Origin of the sequence: Myroides fluvii, from assembly GCF_009792295.1 — a bacterium.
In the GTDB taxonomy this organism is placed as follows: domain Bacteria; phylum Bacteroidota; class Bacteroidia; order Flavobacteriales; family Flavobacteriaceae; genus Flavobacterium; species Flavobacterium fluvii_A.
In genome coordinates, this window is sequence record NZ_CP039934.1 from 2,700,074 (window position 1) to 2,720,691 (window position 20,618).

Here is a 20,618-nt window from a genome sequence, read left to right on the forward strand (position 1 = left end):
TAAAAAACAGATAGAAATGAAGGTAAACCACGGTAAAAAAATCAATATAATTCCCATTGCAATTGTATTAATACTATTTTCGATTGGAAACGCTTGGCTATCTACGCTAACCGCGATTCCCCTTCAAATGGGGCAAGCACTTGTAAAAGGGAAGTTGTATACTGGGCCTATTGAGCGCGTAGTGGACGAACGCGGTGTTGTATCTGTTGGTGTAACTGCTGAGCAAAGGAACGGAGATGCCGTCTTTATTCCGGCAGAACGCTTGGATGAGATTACCTATGATTTGTTTTGGGATATCGATCAAGCGGTGCTAATGGATGCTGAAGGAGGTTCGTTTTGGTTGACGTATGAAGATTTGCTTATTGCGTATGCTATCCTCGTTGTAGCGTTTTTAGCTTTTCGAATCGCTGTATTTTTAGTCTTATTGGTTTTACAGGGGGTGACTGTTATAGGAAATCAAACTGCCGCCCATATCAGAAAAGGCGTTCATTTCCTGATTAAACCCATGCGGATGTTGCTCTTTGGGTATATCCTAGTTGTGTTTTATCAGCATCGAATCTTCGGATATGAAGAAGAAGCGGAAGCTTTTTCTATCTTTATATTGATTTACGGTTTATACTTCCTCTTTGTTATCATTAAGCGACTTTTGGATATTCGTCGCTATTGGACTGTTCATTCCAGCGAGGGAGATACGAGGAGCTTGTCTGTAAATCCCACGGCATCTGAAGTTGCGTATTCGCCTATGGCTACTATGCCCACAGCAAAGCACGATAATGATTTGATTCAACGTAAAAAAAGAACGTTTAAACACCAAACGTCTCGTTATAATTAGGGATGGAAATCATGTGCCGCTCTTTGTAACCAATCTTCTTGTCTTTTTTATTCTGTTTTTAGCGCTTGGAATTTGGGATAGATCAAAATGATTCTCAATCATGATATGGCTTGGACGAAAACAGGTTCTAGGAGCAGGGAAGCTATCTAGTGTCTAAAAAGAGGAAAAGGGAAGTAGTTAGGTGAAGCGGAATGGAAATGACCACTATATAAAATTAGGACGAAAATTATAACTTTGAGTTTAATTGTTTAATTAACAAGAGATATGGTTTGATGTTGTAAATCAATGTGATTGGAAATGCGGGAGGAATTGATTTGAAATATAGCCGACTGCTCATAATAAAGACAAGGTATGAAGATATTGTTACAAGCATTTTTTCTTTTTTTGGGAGGAGTGTTGTTTGCGCAACAAAATGAATATACAATTTACGAGGTTGGTAAAGGAGAAATTTTAAAAAACAAATATTTCTATTTAGGCCATTATGTCGATGACCTATTTATTGCTGTGCCACTGAGAGATAGTGTTGATTACACCTATGCTGATTTAGCAGGTATTATTACTATAAAAGAAGAGGTAAAACTTCCTTTCCAATATAGAAATATTGAAAAAGTAAGGGATGATTATGGTTTGTATAAGGAACAGGTTCCTTTATTAGCTATTTCTAATGGAAGAGGTCGAGCATTATATCGATTAAATTCTAGTGTTTTTGAACCTCTTACAGATTTTAAATATTTGAAATTCAGACCTTATTTGTTTGACGGACAATACTTGATGGCTTATAATGGATTTGGACAAATGGTTAATTTAGAGACAAGGGAAATTACAAACACAAATTTCACAGAATTGTTACCTCTAAATAATGATTTAATTGCCGCAATCGATATGTGGAGAAAATGTGGAATACTAAATAAACAAGGTGATACTATTTTACTCCCTACCTATGATCGAATTAATAATATATCAGAGCAGTTGATTACTATTAGTGAAGGCGAAACTCTTGGGGTGTTAGATGCAAAAGGTGTACAAATAGTGCCTCCCATTTATCGCAACATAACACTCAGCTCAACAAGAATATTAGCAAAATCATTTGATGAAGTTGAACATATTTACCCAGAGCTAATAGCTGAAAAAGAAGAGGTCATGGATTTTGATCTTGTAAAACAAACAGAAGAATGTCGAAAGCCTTTTATAGTTTCTTCAAACTATGCGAAAAAAAGAGAGATTTTTAATTTGTGTGGAGCTTTTGATTTTTATGGAAATCAAAAAATCCCCTTCGAATACTATTCATTAACAAAAGGAATTTCTAATGAGATCATAGCGAATAAAAATGGAAAAATGGGAGTTATAACTGAAGATGGAAGGGTTGTACTCGATTTTGAATACGATGATATAACAACGCTATTTGATGTATTCTATCTTGTAACGAAGGAAGATAAACAAGGGCTTTTCATTCAAGGAAGTAAGAAGTTATTGGAGGTGATGTACAAAGATATATTTCCTATTTCAGCACATTCTGTACTGTTTTTAGAACATGGTGAATGGAGTAAAGTGACCTATCGATCAGAATATAAAAAACACAAGATTCATAAAACAAATCTCAATGCTAATTACAGCTTTGCTTATATGGATACCTTTAATAGAACAACGGCTACTTATGAGAAAAACACCGATTTTTTTGTGGTTTTAGAATGTAGTAATTCGGGTATTGTCGATAAGCATTTGAATGTGATAATTCCTTGTAAACACAGAGAAATACCTCGATATTTTAATGAAAAGTTTTTCAACTTTGAAAAGAAGTATACCGTTAAAGGAATCGAGTTAAAAGATATGGATTTGAGTGAGGATAATGTTCAATTTAAAGAAGTAATCATTGGGAAAAAAGGCGAGAAATACGGAGTTGTCAATGATAAAGGAACTGTACTTGTGCCATTTCAATATTCTCATATTCAACCTATAGATGGAAAGCGTTTTGTGGTGAGGAAATAGGGCATGTCTTTTTAGAGGAATTGAAATTGGTTTCTGAAGGAATTTCTTGAGTGACAAAAATCAACTTCTAATCGTACCCTATAGGAATTGAAAGTTTTCATTTGCGCAAAAACTTTCTTTACAATTTTACTTTTAAGCGTACCATACGGGAATTGAAATTCGGTTTGAATCTCACAAAATGACCTTACAAAAATAGGTCGAAAGAGAACATTAATTTTACAACTCCTGACATACGGATGTCACTAGGTGGGTGTAAGTTTGCATCATTGATTAATCTTTAAAAGAATAAAAATGATAAACGAAATTAACTCAATCAATTTTCCTCAACCTACGCTTATCTCGGTCAATGGTGTGGAATTGGAAGTTTTTGAAGCAGGTAAACAGCATGTTGGAAAGCCTATTGTACTCTGTCATGGTTTTCCAGAACATGCCTTTTCTTGGCGTCATCAGGTATCAGCCCTTGTTGCAGCTGGTTATCATGTTATTATTCCAAATCAGAGAGGGTATGGCAACTCATCGAGTCCAACCGAAGTAACTCAATACGATATCGCACACCTGACAGGGGACCTAGTAGCATTACTTGATCACTTTGGATATGAAGATGCCGTTTTTGTTGGTCACGATTGGGGAGCAAATGTCGTTTAGAATCTGGCGCTATTACACCCAGCACGAGTAAGTAAAATTATAAACTTAGCTTTGCCTTATCAAGAGCGAGGTGAAATGCCTTGGCTTGAGTTTATGGAAGCAATATTTGGAGAGGATTTCTATTTTGTTCACTTCAATCGACAAGTAGGGGTTGCAGATGCTATCATGAATGAAAACGCAGCTCAGTTCCTCCGCAATATATTCCGCAAAAATATACCGCTCGCGCCATCAGCACCTGGAATGTTGATGATAGATCTTGCACAAGCAGAACATCCATTGGGGGAACCTTTAATGGAGGAAAGTGAACTAGCTGTATTTGTTTCTGCCTTTGAATCCTCCCGTTTTACAGGAAGTATAAATTGGTACAGAAACCTTGATAGAAACTGGCATTTCATGGCAGATATAACGCCTATTATTCCTCAACCAACGCTTATGATATATGGTGAGCAGGATACAATTCCTGAAAGTGAAAATCTAAAAAATAGCGTTCCTAATTTGGATATTGTAAGATTGGATTGTGGTCACTGGATTCAACAAGAAAAACCAGAAGAAACGACTCAGGCAATTTTAAAATGGTTAAAACAACAACATGCTTAAAGAAATAGAAACCTTTTATCCACAAAGCCGAGCAGAATGGAGGCAATGGTTAGAGAAGAACCATGAATCAAAACAATTTATCTGGTTAGTGTATTACAGCAAAAAATCTAAAATTCCGTCAATCAGTTGGCGAGAAGCAGTAGATGAAGCGCTTTGTTTTGGGTGGATTGACAGTACAAGAAAAAAAGTAGATGATTCTTCATCTATCCAATACTTTAGCAAGCGCAAGCCCAAGAGTATTTGGTCTAAAGTAAATAAAGAGATTGTTCAGTTGTTGATTGACAACAACCAAATGACGAAAGCGGGGTTTGAAAGTATAGCGGTTGCCAAGCAAAACGGTTCTTGGACTATTTTGGATGAGGTAGAAGAATTGATTATCCCGGAAGAGTTGGAACTAGCGTTCACTCAACATAACGGTTCAAAAGATTATTACCTCAGTTTGAGTAAGTCGACGCGGAAAATAATATTAAGTTGGATTGTCCTTGCCAAGCGAGAAGAAACGAAACAGAAACGCATCAATCAAATTGTTGAAAGTATGAAGCAAAAGCAGCTTCCACCACAATTGGGATGATTTCATTTGTAAACAAAAAAAAGACCTAATCTTTCGATTAAGTCTTTGTAGCCGATGGAGAAGATATATCGAAATATTTCATTAAGGATTTGGAGAAACTTCAGTAAAAATAAAGTTGATTGTACTTATATATTTTAGATTATGCTTTATGGAATGTTGTAATTGGTTAGTTAGGTTAACCGTTCCTCTAACAAATCTTTCCAAGAAGTAAACCCTTTGTTATCGTTAGAGTAATCATGAACAATTCTTGAAAAACTATTTGGAGTAGTATCTATATATGCTTGTCTTCCTTGTTCACGAATAATATTTAACTCTTTGTCGATTAATTTTATTGTTTCAATTAGTACTGTTTTGTCTTTAGATGTATGCCAAATATAAGTAGCTTCTTCAGTATCTAATGTTTCTAAAATGACATGATAGTTTTGTTCACCAGCAATTAAAAATATAAAAGAGAAAGGCTGTAATACAAATCTCAATTTCATAGTTCTATATTCATGCCTTTCAGCTAAGAATTGAATATGTCGTGAGTGTTTGTATTTCCTCCCTTTTATTAGATCTTCCAGAATATTTTCTCCATCAATGTAAAGATTTTGGTTCTTAGGAAGTTCAGTAGTGGTAAGAATATTTTGTTTAGAAGTCGAAGTTTGGTGAATAAAACTTTTGTTGAGAAACAAAAATTTAACGCTCTCAATGATTTCTTTATTAATGTTATCAAGATCAATTGAAGTAGCTAATTGCGACAAAATTACACCATTTTCTATTTCAGCATAAATGTCAATTTGAACGTATTTTGATTTTAAAACTTTAGAGAAATAAGATTTTAATACTTCGTATTCGGGTCTAAATTCTTCATTTTCAATTTCAAAATCAAGCTGTTGGTTATTGTCCTTGTCAATATATTGAAATCCAATATTACTATATCTAAAATCTAAATTTTCTATAGCTACTTTAATTTTCTTATCTATGACTAAGTTTTGTTTCACAGGTATATATTCTAATGGTTCATCAAACAAGGTTATTTGTTTAGTAATCTGACGATAATAAGTGTTTCGTTTCAAAAAAAGCTTATTGAGGTAATCAATCTTGATATCTCGATAATCATAGATAGTTGGGCTGATTTCTGAACGTTGAACACGGCCAATATATTGTATCAGCTTACCTTTGAATGAAAAAGGATATACTAAAAAGAGAGAATTTATATTTGATAGATCTGTACCTTCTCCAAAGTACTGTCCAGTAGTAATTAAAACTTGGAAATTGCCTTCTTGTAAGGTGTTCCATTTAGATTTTCTACTACTTACCGAATCGTCTCCACTTAATGTCACTATTTCACAAAAGTGCTTTAAGAAATGATATAGTATTTCAATGTGTTCTTTTCGTTCTGTAATAATTGCTATTCTTTTTCCTTTAGAAAGTTCTGTTTTGATATCTTCTAAGATTAGCTGATTTCGTTGAGAATCATGAATTAGTACTTTTGAAAGTGTTTCAAAATCATCTGTTTTGGAATTGAAAGGTACATTTAATTTAGTTGTTCTAACTGTGATTTGAGGATGTTTAAAGTTTTCAATCTCATTGGTATTAATTTCAGATATTATATCTCCAAGAAAAATAAAGATAAGTTTGTCATCATTGTTTTTTCGAATAGGCGTTGCTGTTAGACCATATAAATAAAATGTATCTAATTTCTCAATAGTATTACGAAATGTTTCGGCTGGAACATGATGGCATTCATCTATTAAAATTGTACCAAAAATACTTTTAATATGTTCAAGTTGTTTAGGTAAGCTTTGTATGGTAGCTATTGTAATCTGTTTACCAATTCGAACTTTTCCTTGACCAATTATACCTATTTCATTTTTCGGAATACCAAGAAAGGCTTGAATTCTTTCTTGCCATTGTTCTAATAATAGTTTGCGATGAACAACAATTAAAGCAGGTTGCTTTTTATTGGCTATAATCTTTAATCCCATTACCGTTTTACCAGAACCAGGGGGTGAAACAATAACTCCTATATCTTTTTTTGATATTACCTCAAGCGCTTTGTCTTGATAACTACGTAAAACAGCATTAAATATATAAGGAACAATATCTTTTTGTTCTCTCTGATCATGAAAGATATAGTCTATACTATTGTCCTTACAAAAACGCAATAGTTTACCTATAAACCCTCTTGGGACTAAGACTTCACTTTTACTTTCTTCTACAAATTTAAAGTAACGCTCAGTACCAAAAGTATTCCTGCCTGATTTCTTTTTTACAAAAAAATCTGCATTAGCAAAATTCAACTCCTCTTTTAGAAAATTAATTAATGGAAGTGTTAACCCGTTTCTATGAATGCGTATATTTTGTTTGAGTGTAATAGTTAATTTGTTAGACTCAAGTTGTAACGTAGGTTCTTTGTAAGAAGATAAGTTATCTAAAATACCCACTTCAACTCGTGTTATTTCGTTTATAAACGACCATTGATTGTCATAAGGTTCAAATGTATCGGGGTTAATAAAACAACTATTACCATTTTGCATTGCTGGTTTAAAGAATGGTAGAGCTATTAGATTGCCTAAGCCTTTGCCAGAAAGAAAGTCTTGATTAGGAAAAAGTCTATCAAAGCTTGAACTTTTATCAAACATTGAAAACACTCCCGATTGTTCTAATAATGAAATGAAGATTTTTCGACTTTTGATAGCAGGATAAGGTTTGTCAAAAAAGATCCACACATGTCCTCCATTTCCAGAACGTGAACGCTCTAAGTAAGCAGATATTCCTTTCTCTTTACAAGTATTTAAAAAACTAACAGCCTCTTCTTTCCAATTCTGCTTGTCAAAGTCCGCTACTAAGAAGTGAGAGGTATTATCTTGTAGTAAAGGATAAATACCTATTTGTTGAACACCATTTAGGTGCTTATTGATTTCGTATTCTGAAAAAGGTAAATAAGTCTTATGTGGATAGTTCTGAAAAGTACCTCCATTTAGTTTGTGTACACGATAATGATAAATATCGTATTGATAAGCTGGCATGTATCCCGATTTGCCTGATTTTTCCCAGCGAATAGCAAATACATCTTCTCTCCCTTGAAAGAGGTTTTTTAAAATGGCTATTTGGGAATCTTGTTTCATTATTTAGTAAAAATATAAAGTATTGAAATTTACTAAAAAAACCTGTTTAATTGGTTCATATTTTACAGATATGTATTTGCATAAGTATATAAATAAAAAAGGACATAGTCACGTGACTATGTCCTTATGCAGTAGCGAAGACGGGAGTTGAACCCGTGACCTCAGGGTTATGAATCCTGCGCTCTAACCAACTGAGCTACCTCGCCAATTGTTGGTTTTTGTTCTATTTCTAGAATGCGAATGCAAAGTTACTATTATTTTGAAATAAAGCAAACGATGGGCTTCTTAAAAAATATTTTTTTATTACAAAAATATGATTATATTCGAGGAATTATAACTTTTTAAGTACAGCTATGAAAGAAAAATATGAATTAGAATTTTCAATAAATTCATCACCTCAATTGTTATATCAATACGTGTCAGATCCCTCAGGATTAAGTGAGTGGTTTGCTGACAATGTTAACTCAAGAGGAGAGGTTTATTCTTTTATATGGGGGGATTCGGAAGAAAAAGCAAGAGTAGTTACAAGAAAAACAGACGAAAGAGTACGTTACAGATGGTTAGATGAAGATGGAGATGACACGGAATATTACTTTGAAATAAAAATAATACGCGATGAACTGACAAAAGATGTGACAATCGTTGTAACTGATTTTGCAGAAGCAGACGAAATAAATGAATCAAAACAATTGTGGGAAAATCAAATCATGGATTTAAAACAAGTGTTGGGTTCTGCCTAATTTCCACAAAATATAACTTATATTTGCCGTTAATAGTAATCACAAATTAGAACTATGATTAATGTTAACGGCAAACTTGTTTCTACTACAGCCCTAGCGATAGAAAATAACCGCGGTTTCTTATATGGAGATGCTGTTTTTGAAACAGTGAGAGTCTTAGATAATAATGTGTTATTTGCTGAAGACCACTATTTTAGGTTGATGTCTTCCATGCGAATCATGCGTATGGAAATTCCCATGCATTTTACCCTAGAAAATTTTCAGGCAGAAATTATAAAAACAGTCGACGCTAGTGCAACCAAAGCAAAAGCCTTTCGCGTGCGTTTCACTGTCTACCGTGAGGCAGTAGGCAAGTACCTCCCTCAAGAGAATAAAACAATCGGATTTATTGCAACGGCAGAAATGCTAGAAGATGCGGTTTACCCCTTCCAGGATCAACCGTATGAAGTGGAGCTGTATAAAGACTTTTATATAGCTGCTAATTTACTGTCAACGGTAAAAACTACCAATCGTGCAGTGAATGTATTAGCTAGTATTTTTGCAGCAGAAAACGACTATCAAAACTGCTTATTGGTCAATGATAAGAAAAATATCATTGAAGCGGTGAATGGCAATTTATTTGTGGTGAGTCAAAACACAATTAAAACCCCTTCATTGGACGAAGGATGTATTAAGGGCGTAATGCGTAAGCAGATCATAGAACTCATCGGAAAACACCCTGATTATACGTTAGAAGAAGGGACTATCTCTCCATTTGAATTGCAAAAAGCAGATGAGATATTTATTACGAACGTAATCGCGGGAATACAACCCGTTACAAAATACAGAAAGAAAACCTTTACTACTCAAGTCGCGAAAGATTTACTAGATCGCTTGAATGCGAAAATTCGATTGATGTAGGTGGGAGATCGTTAACTGTTTACGGTTAACGGTTAACAGAAGATAATCAATACTAGAGAACCATTCCTTTGTAGGAGTGGTTTTTTTTGTTTGTTGTGGGTTGTTTGTTGTGGGTTGCTTGTTGTGGGTTGTTTGTTGTGGGTTGTTTGTTGTAGAAATTCTCAATCTTTAGAAGATCTCTACCGATAACTGATAATCGATAACTGATAACTATTTTGCTTTGTTGTTTGTTGTTTTTTGTCAACTCTTTCGATTAGAGAACAATTTGTCAACTCAGAAGATTTCAACCATCAACTATCAACCATCAACCATCATCAACCATCATCAACCATCATCAACCATCATCAACCATCAACCATCAACCATCAACCATCAACAATCAACAATCAACAATCAACAATCAACAATCAACAATCAACTAATTCAAATTCGGATTTTCAGGGGCATTGGACCAAATACTAAAGTCCTTACCTAGCGTTTGCAAGGCTTTTTTCCAGTACGATTTTGTAGCTTGTTCAAATAGATTGAAGGGAAGAGAAGGGGTTTTTACCCAATGTTGATCGGATAATTCCATTTCTAATTGTCCGTTGTCCCAGCCAGAATATCCCATGAAGAAACGCACGTCCAGATGGGTGAGCAGTCCCATTTCAATGTGGTTGAAAATAGCATTAAAATCGCCACCCCAATACAGTTGATCAGTGATTGCAATGCTATCTGGAATGAGATCAGGGCATTTGTGAATGCAAAATAAGCGATCTGATTCAACAGGACCTCCGTGATAAACAGTGAAAGCACCATTGCTTTCTGGTACTAATTCGCTCAACAAATAGGGGGTAGGTTTATTTAAGATAAAACCCATACAGCCATCAATGTTGTGATCTGTTAACAGAATGACTGATTGATTGAATTCTATATCTGTTGGGTTGTATGCAGAAGGAAGTGCAACTAAATAATCTCCTTTATTAATCTCGTGTTTTGTCATAACAATAAGGCATAAAAAAAGTCTCATTATACAATATAATAAGACTTTTTCAAATTTTTACTATTTTGATCTGTTTATATTACATAAACAAAGTCAGTAACTACTTGTTTACAGATCCTTCTAATTCAGATCCAGCTTTAAATTTAACTACTTTTTTAGCAGCAATTTTGATTGTTTTTCCAGTTTGAGGATTTCTTCCTTCTCTAGCCGCTCTCTCAGATACTGACCATGAACCGAAACCTACCAATGAAATTTTGTCTCCTTTAGCTAATGTAGATTCAACGTTAGATAAGAAAGATTCTAAAGCTTTTTTAGCTGCAACTTTACTGATTTCTGCATCCTTTGCGATAGCATCAATTAATTCTGTTTTGTTCATAATAATTTTTTTTAAAGGTTAACTTTATTAACGTTCTTATTACAAATTTAGGGTTATAAAGTTATAAAACAAGCTTTTTATAAAAAAAAAACGCAAGGCAATATCTTTTTTTGTGTTAAGGTTCTATATGAAGTATTCCTTTGAAGGGGAATGAGTTATAAAACGATAGTGTTTTCGCTAAATTTTTGTCCATTTAATACTTCATTTACAAGCATCATTTTCTTGCCTGGTAGCTGTAATTTGACCAGATTTAGGAAGCCATTTAAGACTGCAATTTTAATGGTTTTTTTGGTTGTAACTAATTGACCTATAGGTAAATGGTGTTCTTCTTTTTCGAAATGCGCTTCGTGTATTTTGATGTCCCATTCTTGTGGTATAGCACGGTCTTCTAACCTACACCATGCTGCTGGATAAGGGCTTAGACCTCGGATTAACTGTTCAATTTCGAATCCTGTCTTTGAAAAGTCAATTTTGCAATTATCACGGTTTAATTTATAAGCAGTTTTGGTATCTTCAGCGGGCTGATGAACTACTTTTACGTCTCCTTTTTGAATTAATTCTAGCGTTTCAACCACGGTTTCAGCACCTAAAACCATCAGACGATCATGAAGCTCACCTGCTGTTTCTTTTGCGCCAATAGCTGTTTCTTTTTTCAGAATAATAGCTCCAGTGTCAATTTTTTCATCAATGAAGAAGGTGGTAACTCCCGTTGTGGTTTCTCCATTGATAATCGCCCAGTTAATAGGGGCAGCACCTCTGTAATCTGGCAATAAAGAGGCATGTAGATTAAATGTCCCTAAAGCAGGCATTTGCCATACGGCAGCAGGCAACATTCTGAATGCAACCACCACTTGTAAATTCGCTTGATAAGAAGCTAATTCTTCCAAAAAAGCTTCGTCTTTTAAATTGGTGGGTTGCAAAAGGGGGAGTTCTTTCGCTAAGGCATACTCTTTTACTGCAGAATACTTTAGTTTTTGACCTCTTCCAGCTGGTCGATCGGGTGCTGTAATTACAGCAACAATATTGAAGTTATGTTGATACATCGCATCGAGAATTCCAACTGCAAAATCAGGGGTTCCCATAAATATGATACGTAAGTCTTTCATTATAGTAAAATATATTGATTTTTGTTATTTAATTTAATTTTCTGTTGCTCAGATAGTTGTTGTAAAATAATGATTATATCTTGCATCTCAAAAGGTAAATCGGATTGCATCTCATTGGCAGAAGCAGCTTGTTTACGTTGTAAGTATAAAATTAGTTTTTCCCGAAGCGCTGTGAAATCATCAGCAGGTTTGTTTTGATTGGCTTGTAAGCAAGTGGAACAACTCCCGCAATTTCGCACTAAAGTTTCATTGAAATAATGTAAAATAACTTTATTCTTACAAATATCGTCATTTTGTGCGTAAAAGTAAATAGCGCGATATTGTTCAAGTTTAAGATTGTTTTGTTGCTCCAAAAAAGGAAAGGTCCTGTAGATTGTTTTATCCTCTTCCCAAGCTTCGAGAAAGGTGATTTCTAAGTCGTGTTCCTCAGGGGTAAAGACACAAAGTTCTTCTTGATGCCAGAGTTGTAGGCATTCTTGTATATAGGTGATCTCTTCGGCTGCTTGTTCGCTGATATAGGCCAAATTAATAGGGGTCTGATATTCGTGTATACCGGGGTAGTGACGAATAATCTGCAGTAATATATTTTCTTGTCGTTCATTGTCGTAGACGTAATCCAATAATTCGCTGCTGCTAACAGTAAATTGAACTTGTGTCTTGTTGTTGGAATTGGGGGTCAATTTGCAAATGCCCTGGCGATCTAAAAATTGCAGCGCATTATAGGTTAAAGTATAGGGAAATTTATAGTGTACACAAAACTGATTGAAACTAAAAGAATAGGAGGTATTATAACCTTCACCTAAGCTAATACTCAAATAATTGTTGAGTTTGCGGTAAACGAGTTTTAAAAAACTTTTATCAAAGAGATTGTCTTTAGACCATTCTTCAACAGTTTTAGGTTCGTTGGGAGCAAGGAGTAAAGAAGCAAAAGCTCTGGCCTCATCTCGCCCTGCTCGTCCTGCTTCTTGGTAGTAGTTTTCTAGGTTTTCTGGAAGTTGTAAGTGAATGACATTGCGAACATTCTTCTTGTCAATTCCCATTCCAAAGGCATTGGTAGCTACCATGATAGGTGTTTTCTCAGCAACCCAATCCGCTAAGCGTTTCTTTTTCTCAAAAGTATTAAGTCCCCCGTGAAAAAAATTTGCTTTGAAGTTCTTTTGATTTAATTGTTGGGCTAAGACTTGAGTCTCTTTTCTACTGCGGACATAAATAATGGCAGGGGAGGGATTCTTTTGGAGAATCCGCTCGACGATAATTTCTTTGTTTTCTACTTGGTATACCCCGTAGATTAAGTTGCTGCGGTAAAAACTCTTCTTGAAGAGCGCAACATCACGTAGCTCTAAATTGGTGCAAATGTCGTCAATAACGCGTTCATTGGCAGATCCTGTTAAAGCAATAACAGGAGCATGGGGAAATAGTTTACGCAATTGGTTAATCTTGAGATAGGCCGGGCGAAAATCGTGCCCCCATTGAGAAATACAATGCGCTTCATCTACAGCAATTAGACTGATTTTTAAATTTTCAATGCGCTCCAATAGCCACGTTTGCTCTAAGCGCTCAGGAGAGATATACAGTAATTTATACGCTCCATAAAGACAGTTATCTAGTATAGCATCGATATCCGTTAGGGATGTGCCACCAATAATAGCTGCCGCTTTAATCCCTAAAACACTTAAATTATTGACCTGATCTTGCATCAAGGCAACCAAAGGAGAAATGACCAAACAGGTACCAGGAAGAAGTAACGCGGGAATCTGAAAGCAAATGCTTTTTCCGCCACCAGTTGGCAGTAAAGCAAAGGTGTCTTTTCCTTGTAAAACAGACTCGATAATAGCTTCTTGTGGTTCACGAAAAGAATTGTGTTTCCAGTAGTGTTGAAGTAAATCGATCGGCTTTTTAGTCATTGAAATGGAAGTTTTGCTTTTGACTAAGGTAGTCAAAAATGTAAAAAGGATTGCTACAACAATCCTTTTTTATATTATACTCTTTCTAAGATAAATTCTACTCTTTTGGCGATGGTTTCCCTTGGAACTTCTATTAAATCATACCCATAACTTTTGTAGGTATCTACCAAATAACGATGAATTAAATTGGCTTGTTCAAACGATTCATAGCGTTGTTCATCACTAATGTAGATGTTCTCCCAAGGTGGTAGTAGAAAAATTTGATGATACAAATGGTTCTTGCACGCAAGGTCAAAGCTTTCTGGATACGTATCTCCTTTGTAATGCATATACGCCAGTACGTCTGGAATCCCACGGTCAATAAAGACAATAGAGGCATCTTCTTCAGCCGCACTTTTATGTTGATCAATTCTACCCTCTAGTAAAAGTTGACTAAATAGTAGAGGTTCTGCTAAAAAAAGCTGATCAATTCCTTTTTCTTGCGCCTTTTGAGTAACTTCTCTCGATATTTCAGGATAACACGTATAACCTTTTGTAATTAATTCATTGATTATAGTTGTTTTACCAGATCCTGGGCCACCGATTATTAAAACGAGTTTTGTATTCATTCCACCTAAAAATAAAGAAGGGGCAAAAGTAAGATAAAAAGTCGGGATAGTACGCCTTTTCTCAAATTCTTTATGGTAAGATAAGGTTAAAATGGGATATGGCAAATGGGAGAACGGAGAGCGGAGAATTTTGTGAAATAAGGAAATTCACCCCTTCACGACTTCACAAAAAAGTATCACTACCTCACTTTTTATAACGTTCACAGATAATTACAGTAAACAACAAAAGTAGGGCTCATAAAATTTATTTTTTAATTGGAATAATTTTTTTAAATCTTTGGTATTGTTTATTCGTTTATTATGTTTATATTGTTTTAATATGTGTACCACTTCTTGTTCGCCACTTGTGTCGGTTGTTGTTCGCTACTTGTATCAGTTGTTGTATCATTATTAGTATTAGTAGAATCCAGTGTGGAACTAGTTGTAACTCTTCCCAAAAGAGTGAGTATGACGTTGCTCAATCCATATTTTGAATGACTAGCTTGGTCGTGGAATACATCTAAGGAAGGCTTAGGTTGGTTGGTATACGCCTTGTTTTGTAACCAAGGTAAGGCTGGCGCAAGGCAGATGTTTTCATCATTTGATTTTCAATAAACCCTGTGGTTAGTGAGATTCTTCTTAGGATCCATTAAATCTTCGTTATGCGTTTGTTTTCTCTTTGTTATGTGTTTGTTTGGTAAAAGGCCCTAAAACTAAGCAAACCCCAAGCAAACCCCAAGCAAACCCAAAACAAACCCAAAAGGAACTACAAGTGAATGTTTTTTACGGTATTGATTATAAGTGGGTTATGTTTTATTTTACTGGACAAAAAAGGAGATTTATACCTTTTTTATCCCAAAATGGGAAGAATACGGAAGGGAGTATTGTACAGTTGTTTTTGTTTTTTTAGTATGGCAACGAGAACAGGAGTAAAGGTAACTTCGCTCTTCTTTCTCTCCCCGAATTACTATTGTATTTTTGGTAAGCGATGAATATCCGCTTCGCTTCGATTTCCTCTTTCCAATACAGTATTTACCAATCAAAATGCGTATATTTGCACCAAAAGAAAGTATGGATACTAAGACGAAAGAATTTTACGAAAGCTTGAAAGAAAAGCTGGAGTTTGAGCGAACTTGGCCGAATGAATATTTGTATAAATTTATTGTTCCTGCAGACGAGCGTAAGATTGCTCAAATTGAACGTGCTTTTGATGGAATGAATCCCGTAATTAACTTCAGAAATTCGAGTAAAGGTACTTTTACCAGTGTATCGATAAGAGTGCACATGGTTAGTGCACAAGCCATTGTTGATAAGTATATTGAACTATCAACTATTGAAGGGTTATTATCACTGTAAAAATTGCTTTATCCTAGAAAGTTTTATATTTTTATAACTCAGGCAGATAGCCAAACTTTGTAAACACCAATTAGATGAAATTTAACTCCGCAGAAGCAGTAACACATTTAGGCTATAATACAGCCGCTAATAAATTAGTCATCCCCGATTATGGACGTCATCTTCAGATGATGATTGAGCAAATTACCTTGATGGAAGATCAAGAGGAGCGAAATAAAGCCGTAAATTACGCTATTCGCGTGATGGGGGATATGAACCCACATTTGCGTGATGTTCCTGATTTTCAGCATAAATTATGGGATCAACTTTTTATGATTTCTGATTTTAAGTTGGATGTTGCTTGTCCATTTCCCATTGCGACAAGAGAAACGGTGTATGCAAAACCAGAAATTTTACCCTATCCAAAAAAACAGCTGAGTTATCGCTATTACGGCAATAATATCAAAAGTATGATAGCAGAAGCTTTGAAATTTGAAGAAGGTGAAATGAGAGATGCTTTGATTATTGTCATTGCAAATCACATGAAAAAAAGTTACTTAAGCTGGAATAAGGACAATGTGAAAGACGAAGTGATTTTCGAGCATTTAAGCGAGCTTTCAGACGGAAAAATTAATTTATCTAAACAAGAAGAAGAGTTGTCTACTACGGCGAACCTGATTCAGGTGAATCGAAAACAATCCAATAAAAGCAATTATTCAAATAACAACAACCCAAGTAGTTCGAATAATCAAAAAGGAAGTAACAACAATAATAACAACAATAAAAAGTATAGCAAGCAGAATTATCAAGCAAAAGGTAAAAAGCAATGAGTACATTTAGAATTGAAGGCGGTCACCAACTAAAAGGTGAAGTATATGCACAAGGTGCTAAAAACGAAGCACTACAGGTGCTTTGTGCTGTGTTGTTAACAGATGAGAAAGTAATAATCTCCAATATTCCAGCTATTATTGATGTCAATAAATTGATCGAATTATTGGAGTCTTTAGGGGTGAAAATCGAAAGATTAGCTCCAAATAAAATGTCTTTTCAGGCAGATAATCTGAATATGGAGTATCTAACTTCAGAAGATTTTAAAGCAGGAGGAAAGGCTTTAAGAGGTTCTATCATGATGGTAGGGCCACTTTTAGGACGTTTTGGTAAAGGGTATATCCCAAAACCAGGTGGAGATAAAATCGGAAGACGTCGTTTGGATACCCATTTTGAAGGATTTATCAATTTAGGAGCTACGTTTCGATACAATAGAGAAGAGTATTTCTATGGAGTTGAAGCAGAGCAATTGATTGGTACAGATATGCTGTTAGAGGAAGCTTCTGTTACAGGAACGGCTAATATCGTAATGGCTGCTGTTTTAGCCAAAGGAACAACAACGATTTACAACGCAGCTTGTGAACCTTATTTACAACAGTTGTGTAAAATGCTTAACAGCATGGGAGCCAAAATTACAGGAGTTGGTTCTAATTTCTTGACTATTGAAGGGGTAGAAAAATTATCAGGATGTGAACATCGTATCTTACCTGATATGATTGAAATCGGTTCTTGGATTGGCTTAGCAGCAATGACTAAAAGTGAATTGACCATTAAAAATGTAGGATGGGAGCATTTAGGTGTTATTCCTAATACATTTAGGAGATTGGGAATTCAACTTGAGAAAAGAGGAGATGATATCTATATTCCTGCACATACACAAGGATACGAAATACAGAGTTTTATCGATGGTTCGATTTTGACGATTGCCGATTCTCCTTGGCCCGGATTAACACCTGATTTGTTGAGTGTTATTTTGGTTGTTGCAACACAAGCGAGAGGTGAGGTATTGATTCACCAAAAAATGTTTGAAAGCCGTTTGTTCTTCGTAGATAAATTAATTGACATGGGAGCGAAGATTATCCTCTGTGATCCACATCGCGCAGTAGTGATTGGACATGATTTTAAATCACAGTTGAAGGCAACCCGTATGTCGTCACCGGATATTCGCGCAGGGATTTCCTTATTAATTGCAGCACTATCTGCCCAAGGAACCAGCGTGATTCAAAACATTGATCAAATTGATCGCGGGTATGAACGAATCGATGAGCGTTTACGCGCATTAGGAGCGAAAATAGAACGCGTTGACGAATAGGTTAATGGAGAGAGGAGAGAAGAAAGAAGAGAGAGGAAATCGGAGCGTAGCGTAAATCGTAACGTAGTGAAGATTCATCGAATACCAAAATAAAATAGTAACTCGGTGAGATAAAGAGGAGAGAAGTGAAATTAACAATATAAAAAAAGCTTGCGTTTAGAAACGCAAGCTTTTTTTATATTCGTTATTTGTTGAGACGGTGAGGTGGTGGATTTTCCGATTAAAAGAAGATTTTTTTAATCCGAAAATCCACTCTTTTCTCCTTTCTCTTTTCCTCTCTCCAAAAAAAGCTCCTATTTTTAGGAGCTTTTTTTTATTTAAGGTATTTTTCTAAGAATTGATCTTGTTCCCACAACAAATGTAGGATGTTTTCTTTGGCAACATAACCGTGACTTTCTTTCGGTAGGATAACCATTCGAACCGGTGCTCCTAATCCTTTTAACGCTTGGAAATAGCGCTCCGTTTGCAAAGTGAATGTTCCTGGATTGTTATCTGCCTCACCGTGTACTAATAACATCGGTGTTTTCATTTTGTCCGCATTCATAAAAGGAGACATGGTATTGTAAACCTGAGGAACTTCCCAATAGTTTCGTTGTTCCGTTTGGAATCCGAATGGAGTCAACGTTCTGTTGTACGCCCCACTTCTAGCAATACCTACTGCAAATAGATCGGAATGCGTTAATAAGTTAGCCGTCATAAATGCACCATACGAATGTCCACCAACGCCTACTTTTGAACGGTCAATAAAACCCAAAGCATCAACAGCATCAATAGCTGCTTTACCATTGGCAACTAATTGCTCAATATAGGTGTCGTTTGGCTCTTCCGTTCCTTCACCCACAATTGGGAAAGCCGCATCATCCAATACCGCATACCCCTTCGTTACCCAATATACAAATGATCCATAGTATGGAAAAGTAAATTCACTTGAATTAGACGTTACTTGTCCAGCGCTATTTTTATCTTTATATTCTGTTGGATAAGCCCAAATTAATAAAGGTAATTTCTCTGTTTTGTTCTTTCGGTCGTAATTCGCAGGTAAATACAATGTTCCAGATAGTTCTAAGCCATCTGCTCTTTTGTAGGTAATTACTTCTTTGTATACCCCATTTAAGCTTTCAAATGGATTTTTAAAAGTTGTAATCGGTTTGATATCGTTTTTCTTCTTGATATTTCTGAAGTAGTAATTCGGATATTCCGTTGCTGATTGAATCGATACCAATACCAATCCTTTTTTTATATCCTCAATTGATTGGATACTTTCTTTTTTCGTTGTGTACGTGGATTGGTACAAACGTTTTGTCTTTAAGGTAGTTAAATCAAACTCATCAATAAAAGGAAATTGGCCTTTTGGTGTAAATCCTTCCCCAATCAAGTACATTTTATTGTTGTCAATCGCTAAGGTATAACGACCATATTCGTTTCTTTTTGTTTCAAAAGTTCCTGGATCGCTGTAAACATCTTGTGAATTTCTATCTTCAACCTTTGCAGGGTTTGCGTTGAAAGTAGATGGATTAATCAAGAATTGTCTGATATTACGTGTATCGTACCATTGGTCTGCTACCAAAGCCACCTGATTATTTCCCCAAGTAATGCCGGCATAACGCTGTGATAATTTAACGATAGATTGAGGTGTAGTAGTGAATGGAGCATCCCAAGTGAATAATTCATCTCTATATTCAACCTCTTTTGCAGGATCACCCCCGTCTAAGGCCTCAACATAAGATAAAGTAGCAGGTTGATCCGCACGCCATTGCATGCTTCTCTTTCCTTCTCGGACAGCCATGAATCCTTTTGGCATGACTTCATTTAAAGGTACATCATTTACTTCTTTTACTAAGGTTCCATCCATGTTGTATACCTTAGTTTTCATCGGAAAACGACTCAAAGGAACGAGGTAAGAAAACGGTTTCTCTAAGGTAGTTAACATAATGTAGTTCCCGTCAGGTGACATCGATTCACTCGCATATAAAGCAGCTTCTTTGAATAGCTTCTTGTTGCCTTTTAAGTCAACAAGGTATAATTCAGACGTTACTAAAGTTTCAAAATTGGCCTCATCCGTTTTGTTTTTTAGCAAATCTTGGTAGGTTCTGTTTTGTGAAACAATACCTTCTTCACTAATAGAAACAATCGGACCCGTTGGTAAGTTCTTTTTCGTATCTACTAAAGCAGGTCTATTGGCGGGAATAACAGTTACCAAAATTTGTTGATTGTCTCTTAACCACGTAATAGGATTACCTAGGTTGGCGTTTAAATTTGCGTCCGTTAGCTTTTTGGCTTCCGCTGTACGGAAATCAAGAACCCATAATTCAACCCCAGTAGCAACTGTATTGGTAAAAGCGATTTGCGTTTGATCGGGTGAAACCGATAAATTCGAAATTCTCGGATTAGCGGGTAAGCCTTTGACTTGAATTTCCGTTTTGTCTTTTACTTTTCTAACTTTTAAGTTTTCAATATACGTAAGTGTACTGGAGATATTGGTGTTTACATCGATTCGTAAACCGCCTAATCGCATCTCTTCCACATTTAAATCATCCAATGTTTTGTACGTACTGCGGTAACTCAAAAGCATATACTCCATCTTGCTATCCATAAAGATAGAAGGAGCACGCTCAAATTCTGCCAATTGCAAAATTTCTTGTGAAGGCTTTTGGTAGGTTACATTTTCTTGTGCAAACATAGATGTAATTAAAAAGAGAGAGAATAAAGAAGTTTTTAAAATCTTCATTTTAGATTGTTTTAGTTTATCCGAGCAATATACGTGGAATATTTATAAAATAAACGCTTTTTTTAGTTGGTGTTTT

The 20,618-nt window shown here is 35.4% G+C and carries 18 protein-coding genes and 1 tRNA gene; 11 read left to right on the forward strand and 8 right to left on the reverse strand.

All coding sequences use genetic code 11. The annotated features are described in order from the left end of the window. The first annotated feature begins 16 nt into the window (after positions 1 to 16). The 5 genes from FBR08_RS12170 (at position 17) to FBR08_RS12185 (ending at position 4,631) form a co-directional block, all read left to right on the forward strand. Positions 17 to 832 (forward strand): hypothetical protein, encoded by an 816-nt coding sequence (locus FBR08_RS12170; RefSeq protein WP_158962963.1) that lies wholly within the window; start codon positions 17 to 19, stop codon positions 830 to 832. 351 nt (positions 833 to 1,183) lie between these two features. Further along, positions 1,184 to 2,818 (forward strand): WG repeat-containing protein, encoded by a 1,635-nt coding sequence (locus FBR08_RS12175; RefSeq protein WP_158962964.1) that lies wholly within the window; start codon positions 1,184 to 1,186, stop codon positions 2,816 to 2,818. A 291-nt stretch (positions 2,819 to 3,109) separates the two neighbouring features. Next, on the forward strand, positions 3,110 to 3,463 hold the full coding sequence (locus FBR08_RS16760) for an alpha/beta fold hydrolase (RefSeq protein WP_199268596.1): 354 nt from the start codon (positions 3,110 to 3,112) through the stop codon (positions 3,461 to 3,463). Between the two features lie 75 nt (positions 3,464 to 3,538). Then, positions 3,539 to 4,060: an alpha/beta fold hydrolase gene (locus tag FBR08_RS16765; protein ID WP_199268597.1), complete on the forward strand. Its 522-nt coding sequence runs from the start codon at positions 3,539 to 3,541 to the stop codon at positions 4,058 to 4,060. Continuing rightward, positions 4,053 to 4,631: a YdeI/OmpD-associated family protein gene (locus FBR08_RS12185; protein WP_158962965.1), complete on the forward strand. Its 579-nt coding sequence runs from the start codon at positions 4,053 to 4,055 to the stop codon at positions 4,629 to 4,631. The genes FBR08_RS16765 and FBR08_RS12185 overlap by 8 nt, the downstream gene beginning before the upstream one ends. Before the next feature lie 170 nt (positions 4,632 to 4,801). Here FBR08_RS12185 and FBR08_RS12190 read toward each other — a convergent pair whose 3' ends face one another. Together FBR08_RS12190 and FBR08_RS12195 are read right to left on the reverse strand one after the other, a co-directional pair. Beyond that, positions 4,802 to 7,744, reverse strand: coding sequence for a DEAD/DEAH box helicase (locus tag FBR08_RS12190; protein WP_233266107.1), 2,943 nt, complete (start codon positions 7,742 to 7,744; stop codon positions 4,802 to 4,804). A 132-nt stretch (positions 7,745 to 7,876) separates the two neighbouring features. Continuing rightward, positions 7,877 to 7,950 (reverse strand) — tRNA-Met (locus tag FBR08_RS12195). 147 nt (positions 7,951 to 8,097) lie between these two features. Between FBR08_RS12195 and FBR08_RS12200 the strand changes: the two genes are divergently transcribed. The 3 genes from FBR08_RS12200 (at position 8,098) to FBR08_RS12210 (ending at position 9,846) form a co-directional block, all read left to right on the forward strand. Continuing rightward, positions 8,098 to 8,484, forward strand: a complete 387-nt coding sequence (locus FBR08_RS12200; RefSeq protein WP_158962966.1) for an START-like domain-containing protein — start codon at positions 8,098 to 8,100, stop codon at positions 8,482 to 8,484. A 54-nt stretch (positions 8,485 to 8,538) separates the two neighbouring features. After that, positions 8,539 to 9,384 carry an aminotransferase class IV gene (locus FBR08_RS12205; RefSeq protein WP_158962967.1) on the forward strand — a complete coding sequence of 282 codons (846 nt, stop codon included), beginning with the start codon at positions 8,539 to 8,541 and terminating at the stop codon, positions 9,382 to 9,384. A gap of 237 nt (positions 9,385 to 9,621) precedes the next feature. Beyond that, complete coding sequence (locus FBR08_RS12210; RefSeq protein ID WP_158962968.1) at positions 9,622 to 9,846, forward strand: hypothetical protein; 225 nt, start codon at positions 9,622 to 9,624, stop codon at positions 9,844 to 9,846. Here FBR08_RS12210 and FBR08_RS12215 read toward each other — a convergent pair. The 5 genes from FBR08_RS12215 to FBR08_RS12235 form a co-directional block, all read right to left on the reverse strand. Continuing rightward, positions 9,803 to 10,366 (reverse strand): YqgE/AlgH family protein, encoded by a 564-nt coding sequence (locus FBR08_RS12215; protein WP_158962969.1) that lies wholly within the window; start codon positions 10,364 to 10,366, stop codon positions 9,803 to 9,805. The two genes, FBR08_RS12210 and FBR08_RS12215, sit on opposite strands and share 44 nt — an antisense overlap. Before the next feature lie 100 nt (positions 10,367 to 10,466). Then, positions 10,467 to 10,742, reverse strand: a complete 276-nt coding sequence (locus tag FBR08_RS12220; RefSeq protein ID WP_002986040.1) for an HU family DNA-binding protein — start codon at positions 10,740 to 10,742, stop codon at positions 10,467 to 10,469. A 155-nt stretch (positions 10,743 to 10,897) separates the two neighbouring features. Then, the gene (gene fmt, locus FBR08_RS12225; RefSeq protein ID WP_158962970.1) at positions 10,898 to 11,848 is read right to left on the reverse strand and encodes a methionyl-tRNA formyltransferase; all 951 of its coding nucleotides are present in this window, start codon (positions 11,846 to 11,848) and stop codon (positions 10,898 to 10,900) included. Continuing rightward, the gene (locus FBR08_RS12230) at positions 11,848 to 13,752 is read right to left on the reverse strand and encodes a RecQ family ATP-dependent DNA helicase (RefSeq protein ID WP_158962971.1); all 1,905 of its coding nucleotides are present in this window, start codon (positions 13,750 to 13,752) and stop codon (positions 11,848 to 11,850) included. Before FBR08_RS12230 ends, fmt begins: the two co-directional genes overlap by 1 nt. A 74-nt stretch (positions 13,753 to 13,826) precedes the next feature. After that, positions 13,827 to 14,360 carry an AAA family ATPase gene (locus FBR08_RS12235; RefSeq protein WP_158962972.1) on the reverse strand — a complete coding sequence of 178 codons (534 nt, stop codon included), beginning with the start codon at positions 14,358 to 14,360 and terminating at the stop codon, positions 13,827 to 13,829. Between the two features lie 1,023 nt (positions 14,361 to 15,383). Here FBR08_RS12235 and FBR08_RS12240 point away from each other — a divergent pair. The 3 genes from FBR08_RS12240 to murA all read left to right on the forward strand — a co-directional run bounded on the left by FBR08_RS12240 (position 15,384) and on the right by murA (position 17,814). Further along, positions 15,384 to 15,695 (forward strand): DUF493 family protein, encoded by a 312-nt coding sequence (locus tag FBR08_RS12240; protein ID WP_158962973.1) that lies wholly within the window; start codon positions 15,384 to 15,386, stop codon positions 15,693 to 15,695. 74 nt (positions 15,696 to 15,769) lie between these two features. Then, positions 15,770 to 16,504, forward strand: coding sequence for a DUF4290 domain-containing protein (locus FBR08_RS12245; RefSeq protein WP_158962974.1), 735 nt, complete (start codon positions 15,770 to 15,772; stop codon positions 16,502 to 16,504). Continuing rightward, complete coding sequence (murA, locus tag FBR08_RS12250) at positions 16,501 to 17,814, forward strand: UDP-N-acetylglucosamine 1-carboxyvinyltransferase (RefSeq protein WP_158962975.1); 1,314 nt, start codon at positions 16,501 to 16,503, stop codon at positions 17,812 to 17,814. The genes FBR08_RS12245 and murA overlap by 4 nt, the downstream gene beginning before the upstream one ends. Positions 17,815 to 18,127: 313 nt before the next feature. Here murA and FBR08_RS12255 read toward each other — a convergent pair whose 3' ends face one another. Further along, positions 18,128 to 20,542 carry a S9 family peptidase gene (locus tag FBR08_RS12255; protein ID WP_158962976.1) on the reverse strand — a complete coding sequence of 805 codons (2,415 nt, stop codon included), beginning with the start codon at positions 20,540 to 20,542 and terminating at the stop codon, positions 18,128 to 18,130. Positions 20,543 to 20,618: the final 76 nt, after the last annotated feature.